The following is a 21,753-nucleotide window of genomic DNA, read 5'->3' as shown; positions in this document are numbered from 1 at the left end:
ATGGTCAACGATCGTTCACCCGGGGTCGGGGCTCGCGCCACATCGGCCAGATCGGCGGGCCGTCGGGCAGCCGGACCGGTCCGTGCGGTCGGTAGCCGTGCCGGAGGTAGAGATCCCGGTTGCGGGGCGTGGTCGCCTCCAGGTAGCCGGGGGTGCCGTAGCCGTCCAGATGCCGGTGGTGGTGCCGCAGCAGCGCACTGCCCAATCCACTGCCCTGCCGCCATGGCACCACCGCCAGGTAGGCCAGATGCCAGTGCGGCTGCCACGGATGGTGCGCCGCCAGGATCCGGCCCAACGCGGCGAAGCGGGGTTGCCACCGTCCGGTCGCGGTTAGCAGTTGCAGCTCGTGGTCGCTGACCGCCTCCGGCTCGGTGGGCGTACGTCGCCCGCGCGGGTGCCAGACCGCGACCCCGCTGAACTGGCCGGCGACGTGCACCGTACCGCCGGCCCGGATGGCGTGATCGAGCTCGATGGTGAACAGCGTCCGGAAGATCTCCGCCCGTGCCTCCAGGTCACTGATCAGCCACTGCGACACCGGCGCGATCAGAAACGCCTCGGTGAGCAGGGTGGCGGCCTGCGGGAGGTCGTCCACTCCGGCGGTACGGATCGTCACTGCGGCTGGGTGGATCGCGGTCATCAGCGGCCTCCTGCCGGTCGGCGTATCTGCGCGACGGGTTGGCCCAGCCGGTGGGCCGGGCAATGCAGGTGACGCCCGTGGTGCCGGGCCGGATGGCGTAGCGGCAGGTCAGATGCCCGACACTCGTACTGTCGGTGGTGGATGCTGCAATACCCCGACCGGCGTCGGTGTGACGACCGGTGTCGCGGCAGAAGCGGAGGCTCGGTGGCGACGTTCGTGCTGATCCCCGGCGGTGGGACCGATCCGTGGTACTGGCACCGGCTGGTCGACGAGTTGCGGGTCCGTGGGCATGAGGCGATCCCGGTCGACCTGCCGTGCGAGGACGACGCCGCAGGGCTCGACGAGTACGCCGACACCGTGGTCGCCGCGATCGGCGGTCGGGCGGACGCCGTACTGGTCGCGCACTCGCTCGGCGGCTTCACCGGGCCACTGGTGGCCGCCCGGGTGCCGGTGCGGATGCTGGTGCTGCTCAGCGCGATGATTCCGGTGCCGGGCGAGACCGCCGGGGACTGGTGGGCGAACACCGGTCACGCGGCCGCCCTGGCCGGGCAGCCCGAGTCGGACGTGCTCGCGCTGTTCACCCACGGGATGCCGGACGACCTTGCGGCGGAGGTGCTGCGGCACGACCGAGACCAGTCCGGCACGCCGTTCGGACAGCCCTGGCCGCTGCCGGCCTGGCCGGATGTGCCGACCCGGTTCGTCGTCTGCCGCGACGACCGCTTCTTTCCCGCCGACTTCATCCGCGGCCTGGTCGCGCAGCGGCTCGGCTTCACGCCTGACGAGATCGGCGGCGGCCATCTGGCGGCGCTCACCCACCAACGGGAGTTGGCCGACCAGTTGGAGGCGTACCTCCTCGACTGACGCGACCAGGTGCCCGCCGCGCGTGCAACCGGCGCGCACCGGACCGGGGGGCGCCGCAGGTCCGCGGCGCCCCCCGGGCTCGGTGCACTGTCTCGCCGGGCCCGGTCAGGGTCGACCCGACCGGGCCCGGGACAGGATCACAGCTCGAGCGACCAGGTGTTGATGTAGCCGGTGTCGCCGCTGAAGATGTCGCGGACCCGCAGCTGCCAGGTCCCGTTGGCGGTCTCCGACGACAGGTTCACCGGGTACGTCTCGATCACGTTGTCGGCTCCGTCGAAGAACGCCCAGCTCTTCAACCGGTAGGAGGAGCCGTCCGGGGCGATCAGGTCGACGATCAGGTCACCCCGGTAGGTGTGCTGGATGTTGACGTCCACCGTCGACGACGACGAGGGGGTGCTGCTGCAGCCGCTGATCGAGATGCTGCTGCTCACCCACGATCCGCTGTCCGGGATCGCCACGTCGGTGCCGTTGGTGCCGGTGCAGCTGCCGCCCGGACCGATCACCGTCAGGGTGAACGTCGCGGTACGGGTCGCCGAGCTGCCGGTGCCGGTGACGGTGACCGGGTAGCTGCCGCCCGGAGTGCTCGCCGAGGTGCTGACGGTCAGGGCGGCCGAGCCGCCCGAGGTGACGCTCGACGGGCTGAAGCTGGCGGTCGCGCCACTCGGCAGACCGCTGGCCGAGAAGCTGACCGACTGGGCCGATCCGGACGTGGTGGCGGTGGAGACGGTCGCCGTCACCGAACCACCCGGGGTGGTCGAGCCGGACGTCGGGCTGACCGACATGGAGAAGTTGTCCGCCGGCGGGGTGCCGTCGTTGACTACGTACAGCAGGCGGTTGGGCGAGCCGCTGCCCGGGTTGCCCACCGCGCCCACCGTCGCGTTGTCGTACAGGTAGTCGCGGACCTCCTGCGGGCTCCAGCCGGGGTTGGTCGAGGCGACCAGGGCAGCCGCGCCGGCCACGTGCGGCGCGGCCATCGAGGTGCCGCTGATGGTGTTCGTCGCGGTGTCGCTGGTGTGCCAGGCCGAAGTGATCGACGACCCGGGGGCGAACACGTCAAGGCAGGTGCCGTAGTTGGAGAAGCTGGACCGGCCGTCGTTGCTGGTGGTGGAGCCGACGGTGATGGCTTCGGTGACCCGGGCCGGGGAGGTGTTGCAGGCGTTGGCGTTGCTGTTGCCCGCCGCCAGGCTGTAGGTCACACCGGCCGCGATCGAGTTGCGCACCGCGGTGTCCAGCGAGGTGTTGGCGCCGCCGCCGAGGCTCATGTTGGCCACCGCCGGCAGTTCGGCGTTGTCGGTCACCCAGTCCACCCCGGCGATGACCCCGGCGGTGGTGCCGCTGCCGGAGCAGTTCAGCACCCGGACGCCGACCAGGGTGACGTCCTTGGCGACGCCGTACGCGGTGCCGCCGACGGTGCCGGCGACGTGCGTACCGTGGCCGTTGCAGTCGTCTGCGGACCCGCCGTCGACGGCGTCGAAGCCGCTGACTGCCCGGCCGCCGAAGTCGTTGTGACCGAACCGGATCCCGGTGTCGATGATGTACGCGTGCACGTTGGACGCGGTGTTCGGGTAGGTGTACGAGTCGTCCAGCGGCAGATCGCGCTGGTCGATCCGGTCCAGCCCCCATGACGGCGGGTTCGGCTGCGTGCCGCTGATCCGTACGGTGTGGTTCTGCTCGACGTACTCGACCGCTGGGTGGGCGGCGATCCGGGCCGCCTGCTTGGCGTTGGCGGAGATCTCGAAGCCGCGCAGCGCGGCGGCGTAGGTGCGGGCGACCGTCCGACCGTGCTGGCTGGCCAGGTTGCGGGCGGTCGCGGCGACCTGTCCCCGGGTGACCGCGCTCTTCTTGAAGACCACGATGTAGCTGTCCGGTACGGCGGTCGGTCCACCAGCGTGCCGGATCGTCCCCTCCGGTTCGGCGGCGGTGACCGGTCCGGTGACTGCCGCCACCATGGCCAGTGCGGTGGCACCGACGATGATGATCCTGCGGGGGAGATTCATCTCCCGTCCTCCCATCAGATCGGCAGGGCGTCAGTCCGCTGACGGTGACAGCGGATCAGTGAACGCCGATCTTGCTGAGAGTAATCTGAGCGGACACTGGCAAGTTATATTCCGGAACGTCTATACCACTGGTGCGATGGAACCGACGGGATCATCGCCCACCTGCAATGCCGTGCCCGAACAGCGGGTAGTGCCGGGTGGTCCGAAACAAGGAATTTTCGTGATCGCCCCTTGGTGGGGGGCGGGTGATCGAGGCTCAGCGGGAGACCAGCCGACGGCGTACCCCGCGGGCGTACTTGCGGGCGACGAAAACGGTCGCCCGGCCGAGGCTGCGTGCTCCACCGACGGTGACCGTCTGCCCGGCCCGTCGGCCGCCGCGCGGTCCGGCCGTAGCCGAGCCGCCCGCCGCGCCCGACCCGGCTGGGGTCAGGTCGACCACGTCGTACTCGCTGCCGGTCTCCCACCGTTGCCCGTGGCTGGCGGCAACCGCCTCGACCAGCGCGCCGTCGGCGGTACCGGCGTGCAGCGCCCGGCTGCGGGCCGCGGTGGACCACAACTCGACGGCGTGGGTCGGGGCACCGGCACCGGCCGGCAGCACCCGGAGCAGCCCGCACCGCCACTTCTCCATCGCCTCGACCAGCGAGCGGACGGTCCGCGGACCGACGCCCAGCCGGGCCGGCACCCGGAGCAGGTACGGCGCGGGGAAAGCGGTCACCGGAGCGCTGCTGACCATGCGTACCCGTGGTTCGCTGCGGTACTCGGCGGCCAGCAGCCGCAGGTCGGCTCGGCTGCTGTCGGTCCCGCTGCTGTCGGTCCCGGCCACGGCCCAGTCGCCGACCAGGGCCACGTGCAGGTCGCGCTCGTCTCCGCCGAGCAGCCGGTCGACGCAGGACCGGACCACCTGGTACGGCTGGTCGACCGGTATCACGACGGTCACCAGTGGCACCTGCCAGACCCGGCCGGGCCGGTTGCGACGCTCGCGGGGGAACGGCACCAGGTCGGTCAGCTCGGCATCGGCCCGCTCCCCGGCGGTGACCGAATCCGCCGGGGCGGCCGTCCACAGCGTCGCCGCCGGCTCCGGCACGAACACCGCCCCAGCCTGCGCCAGCCGGTAGGCGACCTCGACGTCAGCGCCCTGGAACCGGTCGGAGCCGGCCTGGTAACGGTCCCGCTGGAAGGCGTAACCGGTGCCGGCGGCGGCCAGGAAAACGAGATGGTCGGCGGTGCGGAGCTGATGCGTGGTGTCGATCAGCCGGGCCAGCCCGGGTTCGACCGTACTGCCCGGGAAGAGCTGGCCGAGGGTGCCGGCGCTGGCATGGGCCACGATCACGTCCGGGTCCGGGGCCCGGCCGGAGAAGATCATCGGTACGGCGACACTGACCGCCGCCGGACTGGCCTGCTGCCAGCGGGTGAGCGCCGAGACCAGGTCCGGTGCCGGGACCGCACCGGCCGGAATCCGGACGATGATCTCGCCCTTCGCGGTACCGACCTGGTCGGCGAAGTCGCTGTCGGCGGTGACGGTGACGATCTGCAACAGCCGGTCCGGGTACCGCTGCTGGCGCAGTGCGGCGACGGTACGGGCGGCGCCCGCCGGGTCGCCACCGTCGCCGACCACCAGCACGCTCACCTGGGCGGTGGGCGCCGGGTGACCGGGCTCCACGGGGGCGATCAGGGTCCAGTCGTTGTGTGGTGACGGAGCGGCGGACACGGCACCAGGCAGGGACACGCGTGCAGCGTACCGGAAGCCTGGCCGGTAGCCTCTGCCGTGATGTGGGTCGGTGTCGCGTGCCTCGACCCGACGTGGTGCTCCGAGCCGGAACGACAAGGTGGCGCAGGGTGGCGGAGAATGCGGTGGGCGGCGTCGTGCGCGGCGGGAGCCCCGAGCACCGGCGCTGGTGGTGGCGGGTCCGATTGCCTGATCGACCGGACGGCCGTCCAGTGTCCGGGCCGACCACCGGGGCGGCCCGCCGCGCGCTGGTGGACGCCGACTCGGTGGCGGCGCTGCGCCGCCTGCTGGCTGAGCCGGCCGCGGCTACGCCGACCCGCCAGCTGGTGGTCCGGGTACGCCGTTGGCGTCCGCCGACCGCCGGCTGGTCCGGCCGGCTGGGCCCGGTACCGGGCCTGCGGCGGCACCGGGTGCGGCTGCCGCGCGGTGGCGGCAACGCACGGCTGAGCGTGGACCTGGCCGAGCCGGTCCCGCTGCACGATCTGCTCACCGCCGCGCTGGCGGTGCTGGCGCCGGTCCGGCCGTTGCCGCGACCGGCCAGCGCCGACGTCGCGGCGGTCGGGGTGGCGCCCGGCTGGCTGCCGGTCGACGCCAACCACTCGGTGACCGGGGGGCTGACGACGAACCCCGAGATTCGCGGGTACGACGTGGTGCTCGCCCCGGACGCGGCGACGCTGGCCGCGCCGTCGGACCTGGTCGGGGTGGCGGTGACCGCCGGTGGCACCGGCGCCCGGGTGGCCAACCGGCAGCCGCTGGTGCTGATCGATTCGGCGGTGGCGAACCCGGTCGGCCGGGGTCGCTGGTACGGGCCGACGGAGCCGACCGGAGTGTTGGAGTTCCTGCCCGGCGACCCGGTGTCGGGCTGGCAGGTGCGGCCGGCTGAGTCCGATCCGGCACCGGCGAATTCGGCACCGGTCGGGGTGGATTCCCCAGCAGCCGATGCGATGCCGGTGGCACGCGGCGGGTTGGTCGGCGCGCCGCTGTCCGGCGACCAGCTGGCGGCGATCCGCCGGTTCACCCACCTGACCTGCCCCGACGTGCCGGCGGTCGCGCCGGCGGCGGAGGCGACGCTGCTCGCCCAGCTGGCGGCGACCGGTGCCGTGCTGCGGGTGCCGCAACTGCCGCCGGCGGTAGCGGACCGGCTGGCCGAGCCGTTGCTGGCGGTGCTGCGCACCGACCTGCCCGGGGTCGGCGCGGATCCGTTGGAGTGGGAGATCCGCAGCGTACGGCAGCGGTCGGCGGCGTTGCGTGGGCACGCCGCCGCGTTCGCCGCCGGTGACGTCACCGGCGACACCTTTCCGGCGCTGGCGGCACCGCCGTCGGTGAGCGCGGTGCTGGTCACTCGGCGTCCCGAGTACCTGCCGGATGTGGTCCGGCAGCTGGCCGGGCAAACCTACCCCGAACTGGAGATCGTGCTCTGCCTGCACGGTATCGAGTTGACGGCGGACCTGCGGGCGCGGCTCGGTGAGTGTGGCCGGCCGATCCAGATCTTCACCGCGCCGGCCGGGTTCAGCTTCGGGGAGGTGATGGGCGCGGCGACCGCTCGGGCGCGGGGCAGCCTGGTCACCAAGGTCGACGACGACGACCTGTACGGCCCGGAACACATCTGGGACCTGGTACTGGCCCGGGAGTACTCGGGCGCGATGCTGGTGGGCAAGGCGGCCGAGTTCGTGGTGCTGCAGATGCTCGGGGTCACGGTCCGTCGGGCGGCGGTGCCGCCGGAGGCGTACGGCGCCCCGGTGGCCGGCGGCACGATGTTGATGGCGCGCGGGGACCTGGAGGCGGTCGGTGGTTGGCGGCCGGTGCCCCGGTCGGTGGACCGTGGCCTGATGGACCGGGTGCTGCGCGCCGGCGGGCTGATCTACCGCACCCATCCGCTCGGCTACCTGTACGAACGACGGGCGGCCGGGCACACCTGGGACGCCGGTCTCGACTACTTCCTGCGTCGAGGTGGCCAGCAGTGGGACGGGGTACCCCGGCACCCGGAGTTTGGTACATCGTTGGCCGGGTTACCCGAAGTAACCGCTCGGTAGCTAGCTCGACCCTCCCGGTAATCGGGCTGTCACAGTATGAACATGGCACGTTTACCCGATGTGCCAGGGCGATGGCGCTCGTCACAGTCATTCGGGGGCCGGCAACCGATGGCTGGGGAGGTGGCGGTGACCACCGTCGCGCTCAAGGATGTATCCAAGGTCTTTGTTGACGGAACCGTCGCCGTCGACAAGGTCAACCTCGACGTCAACGACGGTGAGTTCATGGTGCTCCTCGGCCCGTCCGGCTGCGGCAAGTCGACCGTGCTGCGGATGATCGCCGGGCTGGAGGATCCGAGCAGCGGTGCGGTGCTGCTCGACGGCGAGCTGGCCAACGACATTCCGCCCCGGGACCGCCGGGTCGCGATGGTCTTCCAGGACTTCGCCCTCTACCCGCACATGTCGGTGGGGGACAACATCGCCTTCCCGCTGCGCCTGTCCGGAGTGGAGACGGCGTCCCGGCAGGAGCGGGTGGCGGACGTCGCCAGCGCGTTGGGCATCGGCGACGTGCTCGCCCGCAAGCCCAGTCAGCTATCCGGTGGCCAGCGGCAACGGGTGGCGATGGGGCGGGCCATCGTCCGCCGTCCCGGCTTGTTCCTGATGGACGAGCCACTGTCTAACCTGGACAGCGGGCTGCGGGCCGAGCTGCGGGCGGAGATCTCCGGGCTGGTCCGCGAGCTCGGCGTCAGCACCGTCTACGTCACCCACGACCAGGCCGAGGCGCTCACCATGGCCGACCGGGTGGCAATCATGCGCAAGGGCGTGCTGCAGGACGTCGGCACCCCGACCGAGGTGTACGGCCGGCCGGCCACCCTCTACGTCGCCGCGTTCCTCGGCAGCCCCCGGATGAACCTGCTGGAGGCCTCGGTCTACGTCCATCTCGACCGCTACGTCGCGCTCAACCTGGGCGAACAGACCCTCTACCTGCCCTGGACCGATCTGCGCGCCCGGGCCGTGTCGCACTACCACGGGGAACGCATCGTGGTCGGCCTGCGGGCCGAGGCCCTGACCCCGGTGGCCCCCGGCAGCTCGGACGACGTGCTGCAGGGCCGGATCCGGTTCCTCGAACACCACGGCCACGAGTCGTTGGCCTACCTCGACATCGGGGCCACCGCGATCGTGGTCGACGACCTCGCCGGCACGGCGGTGGAGCCGGCCGGCACCGGCAGCCGGCTGCGCCGGTTCGGCGGCGTGATGCAGCGCCTCACCGGTCGGTCCGTCGGGCGGGCGGGCGTCGCCGACCAATCGGCCGAGTCCGGCCCGGACCGGGAGAGCGTGCTCAGCGACCCGGGGCGGCACCACCGCCGGCCGGCCGAGCTGGCCGTGCGACTGGCTCCGTACCCGGCGGTCACCACCGGCCATCCACTGGCCGTCTCGGTCCGGATGGACGCCCTGCACTTCTTCGACGAACGGGGTGACCGGATCGACGTCGGCTGGCGATGAGTGGGCAGATGGCGATGAGTGACTAACCGGTCACCATGGGCTGGCGCGCTGGTGGAAACCGAGCCGGCCGACCGGAGATCAGGTTAGATTGGCTGCGTGCTCGGTCTACCCGCTCATGTGACCGCCTGCCTGTTCGACCTCGATGGGGTGTTGACTCAGACCGCGAAAGTACACAACGCGGCGTGGGAAGAAACTTTCAACAACTTCCTCCGCGCCCGAGCCGACGAGACCGGCCATCCGTTCCAGCCATTCGATCCGGGCGCCGACTACAGCCGGTACGTCGACGGTCGGCCACGGTCCGACGGGGTGCGTTCCTTCCTCGCCTCGCGAGGCGTTGAGCTTCCCGAGGGGTCGGCGGACGACCCCCCGGAGGCCGACACCGTGTACGGCATCGGCACCCGGAAGAACGAGGTGCTGCTGCGACGCATCGCCGAGGACGGGGTGCAGGTCTACGACGGTTCGCTGGCCTACCTTCATGCTGCCCGCTGGGTCGGGCTGCACCGGGCCGTCGTCTCGGCCAGCGCCAACTGCCGGGACATGCTGATCGCGGCGGGGATTGAGGAGTTGGTCGAGGTGCGGGTAGACGGGGTGATCGCGCGCGAAAAGGGCCTGCGGGGCAAGCCGGAACCGGACACGTTCCTGGCCGCTGCCGCGCAGCTCGGCGTCGAGCCGGGCAACGCTGCGGTGTTCGAGGACGCGCTGGCCGGCGTGACGGCGGCGCGTGCGGGGGAGTTCGGCTGTGTCATCGGTGTCGACCGAGTCGGCATCGGTGACGAACTGCTCGCCAACGGTGCCGACATCGTAGTGAGCGATCTGGGGGAGTTGCTGGTCGGAGCCGAACGGTGATCCGCGAGCGGGCCTACCCCGTGGAGCCGTGGCACGTGCGGGAGATTCGGCTCGACTTCGACATCCTGGCCCAGTCGGAGTCGGTCTTCGCCCTCGCGAACGGGCACGTCGGATTCCGCGGCAACCTGGACGAGGGCGAACCGCACGGCCTGCCCGGCACCTACCTGAACTCGTTCTACGAGTTGCGGCCGCTGCCGTACGCCGAAGCCGGCTACGGCTTCCCCGAGTCCGGCCAGACGCTGGTCAACGTCACCAACGGCAAACCGATCCGGCTGCTGATCGACGACGAGCCGTTCGACGTGCGCTACGGCGACCTGCTCTCCCACGAGCGGGTGCTCGACCTGCGGGCCGGTCTGCTGGACCGCCGGCTGGAGTGGCGCTCGCCGGCCGGGCGTACCGCCCGGGTCCGCAGCACCCGGCTGGTGTCGTTCACCCAACGGGCGGTCGCGGCGATCTGCTTCGAGGTGGAGGCGGTCGACGAACCGTTGCGCATCATCGTGCAGTCCGAGCTGGTCGCCAATGAGGAGCTGCCGGCACAGAGCAAGGACCCGCGCGTCGCGGCGGTGCTGGAGACGCCGCTGCAGGCCGAGGAGCGGCTGGTGCAGCCCGACGGCGGGCTGCTCATTCACCGGACCAAGGCCAGCGGGCTGCGGATGGCGGCGGCGATGGGGCACGATATCGACGGCCCCGGCGAGGTGTCGGTCAGCACCGAGGGTTTCGACGACTGGGTCCGGACCACCGTCTCCTGTCTGCTGGAGCCGGGGCAGCGGCTGCGGATGGTGAAGCTGCTGACGTACGGTTGGTCCAGTCAGCGCTCGTTGCCGGCGCTGCGCGACCAGGTCGGCGCGGCGTTGGCCGGCGCCCGGATCTCCGGCTGGGAAGGGCTCTGCGCCGAGCAGCGCAAGTACCTCGACGACTTCTGGGGCCACTCGGACGTGCGGGTGGACGGCGACCCGGAGATCCAGCAGGCGGTCCGGTTCGGGCTGTTCCACGTGCTGCAGGCCGGTGCCCGAGCCGAGCAGCGGCCGATCGCGGCGAAGGGCCTGACCGGACCGGGATACGACGGGCACGCCTTCTGGGACACCGAGATGTTCGTGCTGCCGGTACTGACCTATACCCAGCCAGGGGCGGTCGCCTCGGTGCTGCGCTGGCGGCACTCGACCCTGGACCAGGCGCGGGAGCGGGCCCGAATGCTCGGGCTCAACGGGGCGGCGTTCCCGTGGCGGACCATCCGTGGCCAGGAGTGCTCGGCGTACTGGCCGGCCGGCACGGCCGCGTTCCACGTGGCGGCGGACATCGCCGACGCGGTCCGACGGTACGTGCACGCTACCGGGGACGTCGAGTTCGAGCGGGAGATCGGCCTCGAACTGCTGGTGGAGACCGCCCGGTTGTGGCGTTCGCTGGGCCACCACGACCGGCACGGCCGGTTCCACATCGACGGGGTGACCGGGCCGGACGAGTACACCGCCGTGGTCGACGACAACATCTACACCAACCTGATGGCGCAGCGGAACCTGCTGACCGCCGCCGACTGCGCGCTGCGCTACGCCGACCGGGCCTGGGTGCTCGGCGTCGACGACGAGGAGACCGCGGCCTGGCGGGACGCGGCGCTGTCGATGCACGTCCCGTACGACGACGAGCTGGGCGTGCACCCGCAGTCGGCCGGGTTCACCCGGCACCAGGAGTGGGACTTCGCCGGCACCCCGCAGGACCACTATCCGCTGCTGCTGCACTACCCGTACTTCGATCTGTACCGCAAGCAGGTAGTCAAGCAGGCCGACCTGGCGCTGGCGATGCACTGGCGGGGCGACGCGTTCACCGAGCAGGAGAAGGCCCGCAACTTCGCCTACTACGAGCGGCGTACGGTGCGGGACTCGTCGTTGTCGGCGTGCACTCAGTCGGTGATAGCCGCGGAGACCGGCCATCTGGAGCTCGCCCACGACTACATGGGTGAGGCCGCGTTGATGGACCTGCACGACATCAACCGCAACACCCGCGACGGCATCCACGTGGCCGCCCTGGCCGGGGCGTGGCTCGCGCTGGTCGCCGGCTTCGGGGGGATGCGTGACCACGGCGGGGAGCTGACCTTCGCTCCCCGGCTGCCGCAGCGGATCAACCGGCTGGAGTTCGCCATGATGTGGCGGGGCCTGCGGCTGCGGGTGGCGGTCCAGCATGACGAGGTGACCTATTCGCTGCGTGACGTCGACCCGAACGCCACCGTTGACCTTACCCATCACGGCGAGCCGATCACGGTGGCTGCGGACAAGCCGGTCACCCGGGCGATCCCGCCGGCCAATCCGGTCGGTCCGCCGCCGCAGCAGCCGACCGGCCGGTCACCGGTACGCCGGTCGGCGCGTACCGACTGACCACCTCCTCGTGCGGTGCCGGGCCGACCCGGCACCGCACGAGGAGAGGAGGTCAGGTCACAGCAGGGACAGATGTACGTGGTTGGTGTGGTCGCTGTTGGGATCGCCGTTGGCGCCGCTGTACGAACTCCAACCGGTGGTCGGTGACCAGAACTGGCGGTACCAGATGACGTAGAGGATGCCGAGCTTGTCGGCGTTGCGGACCAGGAAGGCGGTCAGGTTGTTGCCGTACAGCCGGTCGTCGCCGAAGGCGTCGCCGCCGAACCCCTGCTGCTGGGCGGAGAAGTCGCAGGCCCGCCCCTTGGGGTGCTCGAACGGCCCACCGGGGCGGAAGCAGGAGACGAAGCGGGTGAAGCCGGCCTTTTTCGCTTCGTTCAGCGCGTGCATGGTGCGCGGAGTGATGCAGCCGCTCGTGGTGGGGTCGTCCAGACTGCACGACTGGGACGGCCAGGAACCGTCCGAGTTACGCGGCGCCTGGGCGGCGACCGGCGAGGTGGCCGAGACGAACCCGTTGGTGGCGACCGCGCCGACCAGTTGCAGGGCCTTTTCGGCCTCTTCCTTCTGCCGGGCCATTGCCTCGAGTTGCTGTTCCTCGCGGGCCACTTCGGCGTCGATCGCGGCGACTGCCCGAGCTGCCTGTTCGCGTGCCTCGTTGAGCTCCCGAATCCGCTTGTTGTCGTGCATGGCGATCATGTCCAGGCCTTCGGCGCGTTCCAGCAACTCGTCCGGGTCCGCGCTGTTGAGCAGGACCATCACCGGGGTGATCCGGCCGAGACGGTACGAGTTGGAGGCGACCTGGCCGATCTGTGGGGTCAGCGCGGAAATCCGTTCCTCGACCTTTTCCAACTCGAGGTTGAGCTTCAACTGGCGTTTGCGGGACTCGTCGACCGCCGCCTTGGCTTCGACGAAGCCCCGGCCGGTCGATTCGAGCACTTCGCTGAGCAGTGGCGGGGCGCCTTCGTCATCCGGATCCTGAGCGGCGGCTGGCGACACTACGACGAACCCAGCGAGCAGGGCGGCGACGGCGGCGAGGGCCGCGGCCGTCGGAATCCGCCGGCGGAGGGGTGCGGTCATCCTGTTCCTTTCCTTGGCCGCCGACCGAGTTAGCTGACGGGTTCGGGACGGAACGATCCCTACCGCTGGCGCGGATTCACCCCGGTGGAGACGTGGTTCCCCGGCTCACCCCGGAGGGCGATTGGGCGGCGGTCACCGCCGGCACCGGTGGGCGCCGCCTGGCGAAGACCGCCGGCAAGCTTACCGGATTGGTCACCGGCATCAACACCTCGACAATCCTGACTGAGCTGGAAAAATCCGTTACCAGCCAACGACTTTCGGTGATGTCCACTTTCTGCGTTCGACGGCGTACGACAAGTCGTCAGGGGTCGGTATCGCTGCGCCGAGGTTAGCGGCTGACTACAGTGCGTATGAGGAAAAGCGGGAAAGTCGTAGCGTCGGACGGATCTTCGGTGAGAGATGACGATTCCCCGGTCGGGCCGCCGGACGCCGACAGCGTGGTGGTGATCGGCCTCGGCCGGTTCGGTGGCCAGGTCGCCCAGTCTCTGCTCCGCCTCGGCCACGACGTGCTGGGCATCGACGAGCATCCCAAACGGGTGCATCGCTGGTCCGAGCGGCTGCCGAGGGTGGTCGAGGCGGATTCAACCGATGACCAGGCGTTGCGCCAGTGTGGCGTCGCCGACTACTCCCGCGCGGTGGTCGGCATCGGCTCGGACGTCGAGGCCAGCATCCTCACCGTGGTGGCGCTGACCGAGCTGGATGTCCCGGAGGTCTGGGCGAAGGCGGTCACCGCCAAGCACGGCCGGATCCTCGCCTCGGTCGGCGCGCACCATGTGATCCTTCCGGAGGCGGCGATGGGTGACCGGGTAGCCCGCCTGCTGGCCAGTCGGATGCTCGACTTCATCGAGTTCGACGACGGGTTCGCCATCGCCAAGGTCTGCGCCCCGCCGGACGCCGCCGGCCGGACGTTGGCCGAGTGCCGGCTACGTCAGCGGTACGGCATCACGGTGGTCGGGATCAAGGAGCGGGACCGGCAGCTGAGGTACGCGGGACCTGAGACGTTGATCCCGCCGGATGCGCTGCTGATCGTCGCCGGGGCAACCACGGCGGTTCAGCAGTTCGGCCGGTGAACATGGGCGTGAACGCCTCATCACACCTTCATTTCGTGAGCTGATCAGCCGCCGGACTTTCGCAAACTCGTGACTCAGGCTACAGTCCCTGCATGGGAGCGCTTCCATCGATGGATGTGCCCCCGTTGAAGTAGTCGACGCGTGGCGCGGCGATGGCGACATCACCGTGTCAACCGCACAGCTCCCGAGGCTGGCGGCGGGCCAAGCCCGGACTCCGCCGCCAGCCCGCGCACCACCTGTCGAGAGGAGGTGGAACCAGAGCCACTCGCGTGGCCCGGCTCCCGCGCGTCACGCACGACCCGGACGCCAGACCGCTCGTGCGTGTTCAGCAACTGATGGTGGGGACGGGGGTTGCCCTCCCCGTCCCCACGCTAGTCCTCGATTGTTACGGCGGGGAATCGCCAACAAGTCAGGACCGCGACGCCGATCTGTCCGACAGCGCTGCCCGGCCTGTCGATGCATCGGCAGGCTTCGTTGTGTATTGGGGCCTGGGCAGTGGCTGGGTTGCCGCGCCCGATCTGCGGCGACGGTCGGGCCGGGCCCTTACCGGTCGACCTGGTCCCGCCGGACATCACCGTCACCAACACGCCGTGGAACAGCCGGATCCCGGCCGGCGGCAGCGTACAGCTCGGTTTCGTGGTCAGGCACTCGGCGAGCAACCCGCCGCCGACGGACTTCCTGCTCAACGGCGACCGGTGCGCGTCCTCGGGCTGACCCTCGTCGAAGACGCGCTGGTGACGGCGGCTTGCTAGCCTCGCCCGCATGCGGGTGCTGGTGGTCGAGGACGACCCCGAGGTACGCAGTGCCGTCGTCACCGCGCTGCGCTCCGGCGGATTCGCCGTCGACCAGGCGGCCGACTGGAGCCAGGCCGACCTGAGCATGAGCATCAACGACTACGACTGCCTGGTGCTCGACCGGATCCTTCCGGAAGGCGACTCACTGCACCAGCTCGGCCACCGACGGCGGGCCGGGCTCACCACACCGGCCCTGGTGCTCACCGCGCTGGACAGCGCCGGGGACCGGATCGCCGGGTTTCAGGCCGGCGTCGACGACTACGTGGTGAAGCCCTTCGTCACCGCCGAACTGGTGCTGCGGGTCCGGGCGCTCTGCCGACGCCGTGGCGCCACCACCCCACCGCTGCTGCGGGTGGCGGATCTGGAGGTCGACGCCGCCCGCCGGGAGGTGCGCCGCGCCGGCGTCCTGCTGACGCTCACCCGCAAGGAGTTCGCCGTACTTGAAATGCTGCTGGTCCGGCGCCCGGCGGTGGCCAGCCGCAGCGACCTGTTCGAACACTGTTGGGACGAGCTCGCCGACCCCAGCTCGAACGTGGTGGACGCGGTGGTCGCCCAGCTGCGCCGCAAGCTCGGCGAGCCGCAGTTGATTCACACCGTACGCGGGGTCGGCTACCGGGTTGGCGGGGCGCCGTCGTGACCGCCGGCCGAATTGGCGGGGTGCCGTCGTGAACCGCCGCGTTCGGCGGGGTGGCAAGCCGCTGCAGACCGCCGACCGGCTGCGTAACCTGCGGATCCGGATCACGCTGCTGGTGATGGCGATCAACGTGGTCGGCCTGGCCGGGATGGGTGCCGTCGCGTTGCTGGTCGACGGGCGGCAGCGCGACGAGGTGGTCGCCGCCGAGCTGCGGCGTACCGCCAGCACCGCCGCCGCCCTGCTCTACTACGAGTCCGGGGCGCTGCAGCTCGACAAACTGTTCGACAACGCGGTCGCCAACGGCACCACCGCCGTCTACGTCTACGAGGCCGGCCGGGCCGACCTCAGCCTGGTCTTCGCGTATCCGGCCCGGCTGCCGGTCGTACCGCCGGACAACCTGCTGGCGCCGGCCCGGACGGTCTGGACCTCCGGCACCGAGCTCGCCGGCGGGGTCGGCGACACCGCCGAAACCTCCACCCCACTGCTCGCCGTACCGTTCGAGCACGCCGTCACCGGGGCGGTTGCCGGCGCCGTCGTCGTGCTCGGTGACACCGGGCCGGCCGAGACCGCCAACCGGCGGCTGGCCCTGGCCCTGGTCGCTGGCGGCGTCAGCTTCACCGCGCTGGCCTGCGCCGGCGGTTACCTGCTCGCCCGCCGCGGCACCGAGCCCATCGCCGACGCGCTCAACCAGCAGGAACGGTTCGTCGCCGACGCCGCGCACGAGCTACGCACCCCGTTGACCGTGATCCGTGCCGTCTCCGAGACCGCGCTGGCCGAGCCGCAGCGCCGCCCGGCGGCGCTGCGCCAGGTGGTGCGCTCCGCCGACCGGCTCGCCGACTCGGTCTCGGTCCTGCTCACCCGGGCCCAGCTCGTCGCCGGCCTGCGCGACCTGCGCCGCGAGCTGTTTCGCCTGGACCAACTGGCCGAGGAGGTGCTGACCGACACCGTCGTCGCGCCGCACCGCGCGGTGCCGGTCACCGAGGCGGTGGTGGCGTACGGCGACCCGGCGCTGGTCCGGATCGCGCTGCGCAACCTGATTCAGAACGCGGTCCAGCACGGTCGGGCCGCCGACCAGCCGGCCGAGATCCGGCTCGAGGTCACCCCTGGACCGCCGACGGTACGGGTACGCGACCGTGGCACCGGGCTCAGCGAAGCCGTCGCCGCCGCGCCCGAGCAGCGGTTCCGCAGCGGCACCGAGGACGGCACCGGGCTCGGGCTGGCCATCGCCAGCTGGGTGGCGCAACTGCACGGCGGACAGCTGCGGCTGGTCAACGCCGAAGGCGGCGGTGCCGAGGCCCGGCTGCGGCTGCCCGGCGGTCAGGGCGGGTAGGGCGGTATGCCCGAGCGGACAGGCCAGCGTGCCGGGAGCACCCGATCAGGGCACGTAGACCGCGTTGCCGCCGTCAGGGCGGATCGCGAACCAGCTGCCCGACTGGCCGTGACCGTTCGCGTCGCCGGGCATCCGGTCACCGGCGTACCCGTACAGCGGCCAGCCGGCCAGGCTCAGCTGCCGGGTTCCGTCGGACCGGTCGAAGCAGCCGACCAGCTGCCGGTCGATCCCCTCCACCCGTACCTCGCCCTCGCAGGGGGCCGGAAGCCAGGATTGCCGGCACTGTCCCTCGCAGGCGGACCAGGTCGGTGCCGCGGTGTCCCGGTCGGACCGGTACAGCACGAACCCCTGCGCGTCGATGACGATTTCGTCCAGCGTCCGGGAGTCGACCGCGTACAACGCGGTGCCGGTCGCGGTGGACGACGGCGCGGCGGAGACACCCGCCGGGGTCCCGGCCCCGGGGTCACTGCACCCGGTGAGGACCAACCCGGTGAGGGTCAGCACCGCGCCCGAGATCAACCGTCTCATCAAAATCTCACGCTCCTACCAGCAGGATAGGCGGGTCCGACCGGGTCCAGGAGGTGGACGTGCGCACGTTGCTGCGGCCGACGGCGGTGCTCGGCCTGCTGTCGGTGCTGACCGGATGCGTCGCTGCCGGCGGCGGCGAGCAGACGGCACCGGCCAGCGCCTGCGGCAGCCGCATCGCGGTCCTCGGCCCGCTCTCCGGCGACTCGGCCGATCTCGGCGGCAACGTCCGCGACGGAGCCCGCCTGGCCTTCGACCAGTACCGGGCGGAGCATCCGGACTGCCCGGTGGAGCTGGTCGAGTTCGATTCGCAGGGCGACCCGAAGCAGGCCCCCGCGCTGGCCCAGCAGATCGTCAACGACGCGCGCATCATCGGGGTGGTCGGTCCGGGTTTCTCCGGCGAGGCCGAAGCGGCACTGCCGATCTTCGACCAGGGTGGCGTCGCCACCATCACCACCTCGGCGACCCGTACCGAACTGAGCGAACGCGGCTGGTCCACCTTCCACCGGCTGGTCGGCAACGACGCCGCGCAGGGGCGTGCCGTCGGTCGGTACATCGACCAGGCGCTGGGCGGCACGGCGGTGTTCGTCGTCGACGACGGCGGGGCGTACGGCCAGGGGCTGGCCGACCAGGTGGCCGCCGGACTCGGCGCCAAGGTGGTGCAGCGGGCGACGGTCGCCGCCGGCGCGACCGACTTCAGTGCGGTCGTCGGGCAGATCCGTTCGGCCGACGCCGACGTGGTCTTCTACGGCGGCTACTACGCGGAAGCCGGTCGGCTGCGCCGCCAGCTCCGCGCGGCCGACATCCCGGCGACCTTCGTCGCCGGTGACGGGGCGAAGGCGGACGGCTTTCTCCGCGAGGCCGGCGACGACGCCGAGACCGGGGTGGTGATCACCTGCCCCTGCCTGCCGCCGGAGCGGGCCGGGGCCGAGTTCCCGCAGCGCTACCGGGAACGCTTCGGGGTGGAGCCGGGCACCAACTCCGCCGAGTCGTACGACGCGGCGACGGTGTTTCTCGCCGGAATCCAGGCCGGACATGGTGACCGGGCCGCGATGGCGGCGTTCGTCGACGACTACGACGCGCCCGGGGTCACCACCCGGATCGCCTGGACCGGCACCGGTGAGCTGGTGGCGTCGTCGGTGGTGGTCTGGGCGTTCCGCGTCCAGCAGGGCCGGTTCGTGGCGGAGCGGTCCATCCCGGCAAGTTGACCTGTGCGCCCCTGGCGGGCGCGTCCGTGAACGTGGCAGAGGAGTTCAGTCATGACCCTACCGACCACGGCTGGCAGTGGCGGTGCCGGCGACGCCTGCCCCGGGGCGGGTAACCGGCCCGGTGGTGGCACCGAGAAGGTGCTGCGCGCCGTCGCGGCCGGCCCGCTCGGCGCGTACCCGTTGCTGGAGGCCGCGTTCTGCTGGAACGAACGGCGGCCGGTCGGCTGGCGTCGGCTGGGGGCGGCGCCGGCCACCGCGGACCGGCAGCTACCGGTGGCGCAGACCGAGCAGCCGGCAGCGGCGGCCCGGACCGCTCGCCTGCTGTCCACGATCACCTGGTCGGTGACCAGCCCGGTCGGTGCAGCCACGTCGCTGACCAGGGTCGAGGTGTCCTCGGACGGGTACCACCGGGTGTTGCGGGCGTTGGCCGGCGCGTGGCGCGACGGGCGGCGGATGCTCGGCAGTCCCGGACTGGCGGCCGCGCACTACCCCGCTGCGCTGGCCGTCTGGCGGATGGCCGCGCTACTGGCTCCGGCGGACCGGACCGCCGGGGTGCTCGCCATCTCGGTGAGCACCCCGGCGGCGGCGCTGCTGCGAAGTGCCGCGCCGGCGTTGGCGCTGCCGCACACGGTCGTCGAGCGCAGTGGGCGCAGCACCGTGATCCGGGTGGACCGCCCGACGCTGTTCCGCCGGCTGCTGACCGAGATCGACCCGGCCGCCGCCGGTGCGGGTGACGGTAGGCCCGCCGGACGGCCGGTGGTGGCGGTCGGACGCCGGCTGCCGGCCGAACCGATGCGCCGGCTGGCGGCCGCCGGCTGACCGTGCCGTCGGCCGGGCCGACCGAGTCCACCGGCTGGGCCGCCGGAGCCCGCAACCGGTCAGCAGGTCAGCCGGCTGCGGCGGGGCCGGTCCGGCGACGCGGCCGGCGGGTCAGCCCGAAGCCGACCACGCCACCGACGGCGGCCAGTACACCACCGGCCACCGTCCAGATCCACCGACTCGTCAGGCCGGGCAACCAGCCGCTGAACCAGCCGACGACGCCCTCCCACCAGGACTCATCGCTGACCTGTCCGGCGGCGACCGGGTCGCCGGCAACGGCATCGCTGGCGAGCACCGCCCCCTGCCGTACGGTCGGCGTCAGCGGCGCCGCCAGCCGGCCGCCCTCCGGGCTGGTGTCGCCCGACACGTCGGCGCTCACCTGCAGCTCGACCTGCACCGGCAGACCGAGGTCCTGCTCCGGCAGGTCGGTGACGGAGAGCCGGACGTAGTAGGTGCCGGGTAGTGGATCGGCGGACCACGGCTCCGCCCAGGCCCGGACCTGCCGCAGTACGCAGCCCGCCCGTACCTGCCGGTCGGTGGCGGAGCCGACGGGTGCCTGCATGCCCGCGGTGCACGGCTGGCGGCGGCGCAGCCCGTCGAACACGTCGATGGTCCAGGTCGACGCGCCGCTGCGCGTCGCCGGGTCGGCGAGGGTCACGGTTGCCGCGATCGAGCTGGTCTGGCCGGCCTGGGCCGGGAACGACCAGTACAGGTACTCGCCGGTCGCGGCGGAGACCCGGACCGGCTGGTCGATGTGGACCGCCGCGGCGGTGAGGAACGACGTACCGGCCTTGGTGAGAGTGGCCTCCGCCGGTGCCGGGGTGGGGCCGTCGGCCGCCGCCGGGGTCGCGACGAGAAGGACGGCGGCGCCAGCGGCACCGACGGCCAGGCCGGTGCGGGTCAGCCGGAATGTACGGCGGGTCAACTCAGCTCTCCTTCCAGACAGTGGTCCACCAGCGGGTCAGCCAGCCGGCGAGGACTCCGGTGACCAGCCCCGCGAGGCTGAGCACGATCAGCAGCAGCCAGCCGCGGCCCAGGCCCGGGCTTTCCGGGGTGGGGGAGGCGGCGACCAGATCGACGGTGAGCTCGATCGGCATGCCCGGGGCGTCACCGGCCCCGCCGACGGCGGCGAACGAGTTGCTGACCACCAGGCAGACCTCGGAGGGCGGTGGCTCCACGCCGGCGGCCGTCGGCGCGGCGGCGGACGGAGTACCGGCCAGGTCAGCAGTTCCATCGGGGTCGTCGGCCCGGTCGGCGTCGGCCCGGTCGGTGCCGTCGGCCTGGTCGGTGCCGTCGGCCTGGTCGGTGTCGTCCGCCCGGTCGTCTTCCGGGCCGGCGGACCAGCGCAGGCCGGTGGACAGTACGTCGGTCCGGCCGCTGCCGGCGTCGGTACCCCGGACCAGTTCACGGCCGTTGGGATGGACCGCGCGGAGCAGGATCCCGTAGTCCCGGTTCACCGGTCGGTCCAGCGCGATGCTCACCGAGGCGCGCAACTCCTGGTCCGCTCGGATCGGTACGCGGTACCAGCGGTGCTCCTCGAAGCGTTCCCGGTCGGTGTAGACACCTGCCGCGAGCAGCGGTGCCGCCGTGCAGTCGGTGCTGCCGGTGACCAGCTCCGGGGTCTGGGTGTAGGTGTCCTGGGCCCGGTCGACCAGCTGGTTGATCCGGTCGGCGAGCTGGTCGGCGCTCTGCGCGGTGGTGTACGTGCCGCCGGTGGCCCCGGCGATGCAGACCAGTTGCTGACGGACCTTGTCGTCGAGGGTGAGGCCGAGCGTGTCGACGATCAGCCGGGTGCCCTGGGCGGCGAGTTCCCGGGCTACGTCGCACGGGTCGGGCGGGGCGCAGGTGTCCTCGCCGTCGGTGATCAGGACGATGCGGCGGGCGGTCTCACCGGAGCCGAGATCCTTGGCCGCCTCCCGCAGCGCCAGCCCGATCGGGGTGAAGCCGGTGGGCCGCAGACTGGCGATCGCGGCCTTCGCCTGGTCACGGTCGACCGGCTCGACCGGCACGATCTGCTGGGTGTCCTGGCAGCCGAGTGCCTTGTCGTCGCCGGGGTAGGTGGCACCGAGGACGCGGATGCCCAGGTCGGTGCCGGCCGGCACGGCGTCGACGACCTCGTTGAACGCGCGTTGGGCGACGGCCATCCGGGTCTGGCCGTTCATGTCGGGCTCCCGCATCGAGCCGCTGACGTCCAGGACCAGCTGCATCCGCAGGTTCTCGGTGGTCTCGTCGGCGCCGGCGGGCGGGGTTCCAGGCAGGATGATTACGCCCAGTAGTCCGATCAGGACAACCTGGGCGGTACGTCGGATTATCACCGGTCGATCGTAGTAATCATCCTATGTGCCCTCCACATTGGTAGGCAGCCCAGTGCACGGGCGGTCGCCAAGGCCACC

The 21,753-nt window shown here is 71.8% G+C and carries 18 protein-coding genes and 1 riboswitch; of the genes, 11 read left to right on the top strand and 7 right to left on the bottom strand.

What is annotated here, in order from left to right; genetic code table 11:
- Positions 1-4: 4 nt before the first annotated feature.
- A complete protein-coding gene (locus ACFHWS_RS06920) occupies positions 5-637 on the bottom strand; it encodes a GNAT family N-acetyltransferase (RefSeq protein ID WP_416551164.1) in 633 nt (210 codons plus the stop codon).
- Positions 638-841: 204 nt separating this feature from the next.
- Here ACFHWS_RS06920 and ACFHWS_RS06915 point away from each other — a divergent pair, with 204 nt between their 5' ends.
- Complete coding sequence (locus ACFHWS_RS06915; RefSeq protein WP_416551165.1) at positions 842-1,498, top strand: alpha/beta fold hydrolase; 657 nt, start codon at positions 842-844, stop codon at positions 1,496-1,498.
- Between the two features lie 137 nt (positions 1,499-1,635).
- Here ACFHWS_RS06915 and ACFHWS_RS06910 read toward each other — a convergent pair whose 3' ends face one another.
- Both ACFHWS_RS06910 and ACFHWS_RS06905 read right to left on the bottom strand, forming a co-directional pair.
- A complete protein-coding gene (locus tag ACFHWS_RS06910; protein ID WP_416551166.1) occupies positions 1,636-3,495 on the bottom strand; it encodes a S8 family peptidase in 1,860 nt (619 codons plus the stop codon).
- A 256-nt stretch (positions 3,496-3,751) separates the two neighbouring features.
- The gene (locus ACFHWS_RS06905; RefSeq protein WP_416551167.1) at positions 3,752-5,221 is read right to left on the bottom strand and encodes a hypothetical protein; all 1,470 of its coding nucleotides are present in this window, start codon (positions 5,219-5,221) and stop codon (positions 3,752-3,754) included.
- Positions 5,222-5,331: 110 nt separating this feature from the next.
- On the opposite strand from ACFHWS_RS06905, the gene ACFHWS_RS06900 reads away from it, so the two are divergent.
- From ACFHWS_RS06900 to ACFHWS_RS06885, 4 genes are all read left to right on the top strand, one after another.
- Positions 5,332-7,254 carry a hypothetical protein gene (locus ACFHWS_RS06900; protein WP_416567843.1) on the top strand — a complete coding sequence of 641 codons (1,923 nt, stop codon included), beginning with the start codon at positions 5,332-5,334 and terminating at the stop codon, positions 7,252-7,254.
- A gap of 126 nt (positions 7,255-7,380) precedes the next feature.
- Positions 7,381-8,694: an ABC transporter ATP-binding protein gene (locus tag ACFHWS_RS06895; RefSeq protein WP_416551169.1), complete on the top strand. Its 1,314-nt coding sequence runs from the start codon at positions 7,381-7,383 to the stop codon at positions 8,692-8,694.
- Between the two features lie 96 nt (positions 8,695-8,790).
- A complete protein-coding gene (locus ACFHWS_RS06890; protein ID WP_416567842.1) occupies positions 8,791-9,540 on the top strand; it encodes an HAD family hydrolase in 750 nt (249 codons plus the stop codon).
- Positions 9,537-11,906 (top strand): glycoside hydrolase family 65 protein, encoded by a 2,370-nt coding sequence (locus ACFHWS_RS06885; RefSeq protein ID WP_416551171.1) that lies wholly within the window; start codon positions 9,537-9,539, stop codon positions 11,904-11,906. Before ACFHWS_RS06890 ends, ACFHWS_RS06885 begins: the two co-directional genes overlap by 4 nt.
- A gap of 57 nt (positions 11,907-11,963) precedes the next feature.
- Here the strand turns inward: ACFHWS_RS06885 and ACFHWS_RS06880 are convergent, their stop codons facing one another.
- Positions 11,964-12,980, bottom strand: a complete 1,017-nt coding sequence (locus ACFHWS_RS06880) for a coiled-coil domain-containing protein (protein ID WP_416567841.1) — start codon at positions 12,978-12,980, stop codon at positions 11,964-11,966.
- A 2-nt stretch (positions 12,981-12,982) separates the two neighbouring features.
- Positions 12,983-13,118: riboswitch (cyclic di-AMP (ydaO/yuaA leader) on the bottom strand.
- Between the two features lie 254 nt (positions 13,119-13,372).
- Between ACFHWS_RS06880 and ACFHWS_RS06875 the strand changes: the two genes are divergently transcribed.
- From ACFHWS_RS06875 to ACFHWS_RS06860, 4 genes are all read left to right on the top strand, one after another.
- The gene (locus ACFHWS_RS06875) at positions 13,373-14,050 is read left to right on the top strand and encodes a potassium channel family protein (protein WP_416551173.1); all 678 of its coding nucleotides are present in this window, start codon (positions 13,373-13,375) and stop codon (positions 14,048-14,050) included.
- Positions 14,051-14,554: 504 nt separating this feature from the next.
- The gene (locus ACFHWS_RS06870) at positions 14,555-14,764 is read left to right on the top strand and encodes a cellulose binding domain-containing protein (protein WP_416551174.1); all 210 of its coding nucleotides are present in this window, start codon (positions 14,555-14,557) and stop codon (positions 14,762-14,764) included.
- 48 nt (positions 14,765-14,812) lie between these two features.
- The gene (locus tag ACFHWS_RS06865; RefSeq protein ID WP_416551175.1) at positions 14,813-15,481 is read left to right on the top strand and encodes a winged helix-turn-helix domain-containing protein; all 669 of its coding nucleotides are present in this window, start codon (positions 14,813-14,815) and stop codon (positions 15,479-15,481) included.
- A 28-nt stretch (positions 15,482-15,509) separates the two neighbouring features.
- The gene (locus tag ACFHWS_RS06860; RefSeq protein WP_416551176.1) at positions 15,510-16,808 is read left to right on the top strand and encodes a sensor histidine kinase; all 1,299 of its coding nucleotides are present in this window, start codon (positions 15,510-15,512) and stop codon (positions 16,806-16,808) included.
- Positions 16,809-16,853: 45 nt separating this feature from the next.
- On the opposite strand, the gene ACFHWS_RS06855 is transcribed toward ACFHWS_RS06860, so the two are convergent.
- Positions 16,854-17,336 carry a hypothetical protein gene (locus ACFHWS_RS06855; protein WP_416551177.1) on the bottom strand — a complete coding sequence of 161 codons (483 nt, stop codon included), beginning with the start codon at positions 17,334-17,336 and terminating at the stop codon, positions 16,854-16,856.
- Positions 17,337-17,395: 59 nt separating this feature from the next.
- On the opposite strand from ACFHWS_RS06855, the gene ACFHWS_RS06850 reads away from it, so the two are divergent.
- Together ACFHWS_RS06850 and ACFHWS_RS06845 are read left to right on the top strand one after the other, a co-directional pair.
- Entirely contained in the window at positions 17,396-18,541 is a 1,146-nt protein-coding gene (locus ACFHWS_RS06850; protein ID WP_416567840.1) for a branched-chain amino acid ABC transporter substrate-binding protein, read from the top strand.
- A gap of 51 nt (positions 18,542-18,592) precedes the next feature.
- Positions 18,593-19,360 (top strand): hypothetical protein, encoded by a 768-nt coding sequence (locus ACFHWS_RS06845; protein WP_416551179.1) that lies wholly within the window; start codon positions 18,593-18,595, stop codon positions 19,358-19,360.
- Between the two features lie 67 nt (positions 19,361-19,427).
- On the opposite strand, the gene ACFHWS_RS06840 is transcribed toward ACFHWS_RS06845, so the two are convergent.
- Together ACFHWS_RS06840 and ACFHWS_RS06835 are read right to left on the bottom strand one after the other, a co-directional pair.
- Positions 19,428-20,285, bottom strand: coding sequence for a peptidase (locus tag ACFHWS_RS06840; protein WP_416551180.1), 858 nt, complete (start codon positions 20,283-20,285; stop codon positions 19,428-19,430).
- 1 nt (position 20,286) lies between these two features.
- Complete coding sequence (locus tag ACFHWS_RS06835; protein WP_416551181.1) at positions 20,287-21,675, bottom strand: VWA domain-containing protein; 1,389 nt, start codon at positions 21,673-21,675, stop codon at positions 20,287-20,289.
- Between the last annotated feature and the right edge of the window lie 78 nt (positions 21,676-21,753).

This window comes from Micromonospora sp. LOL_013 (assembly GCF_048060315.1).
Lineage (GTDB): Bacteria > Actinomycetota > Actinomycetes > Mycobacteriales > Micromonosporaceae > Micromonospora_E.
The sequence above is the reverse complement of the archived record's forward strand: the minus strand, read 5'-3'. Positions and strand labels throughout refer to the sequence as shown.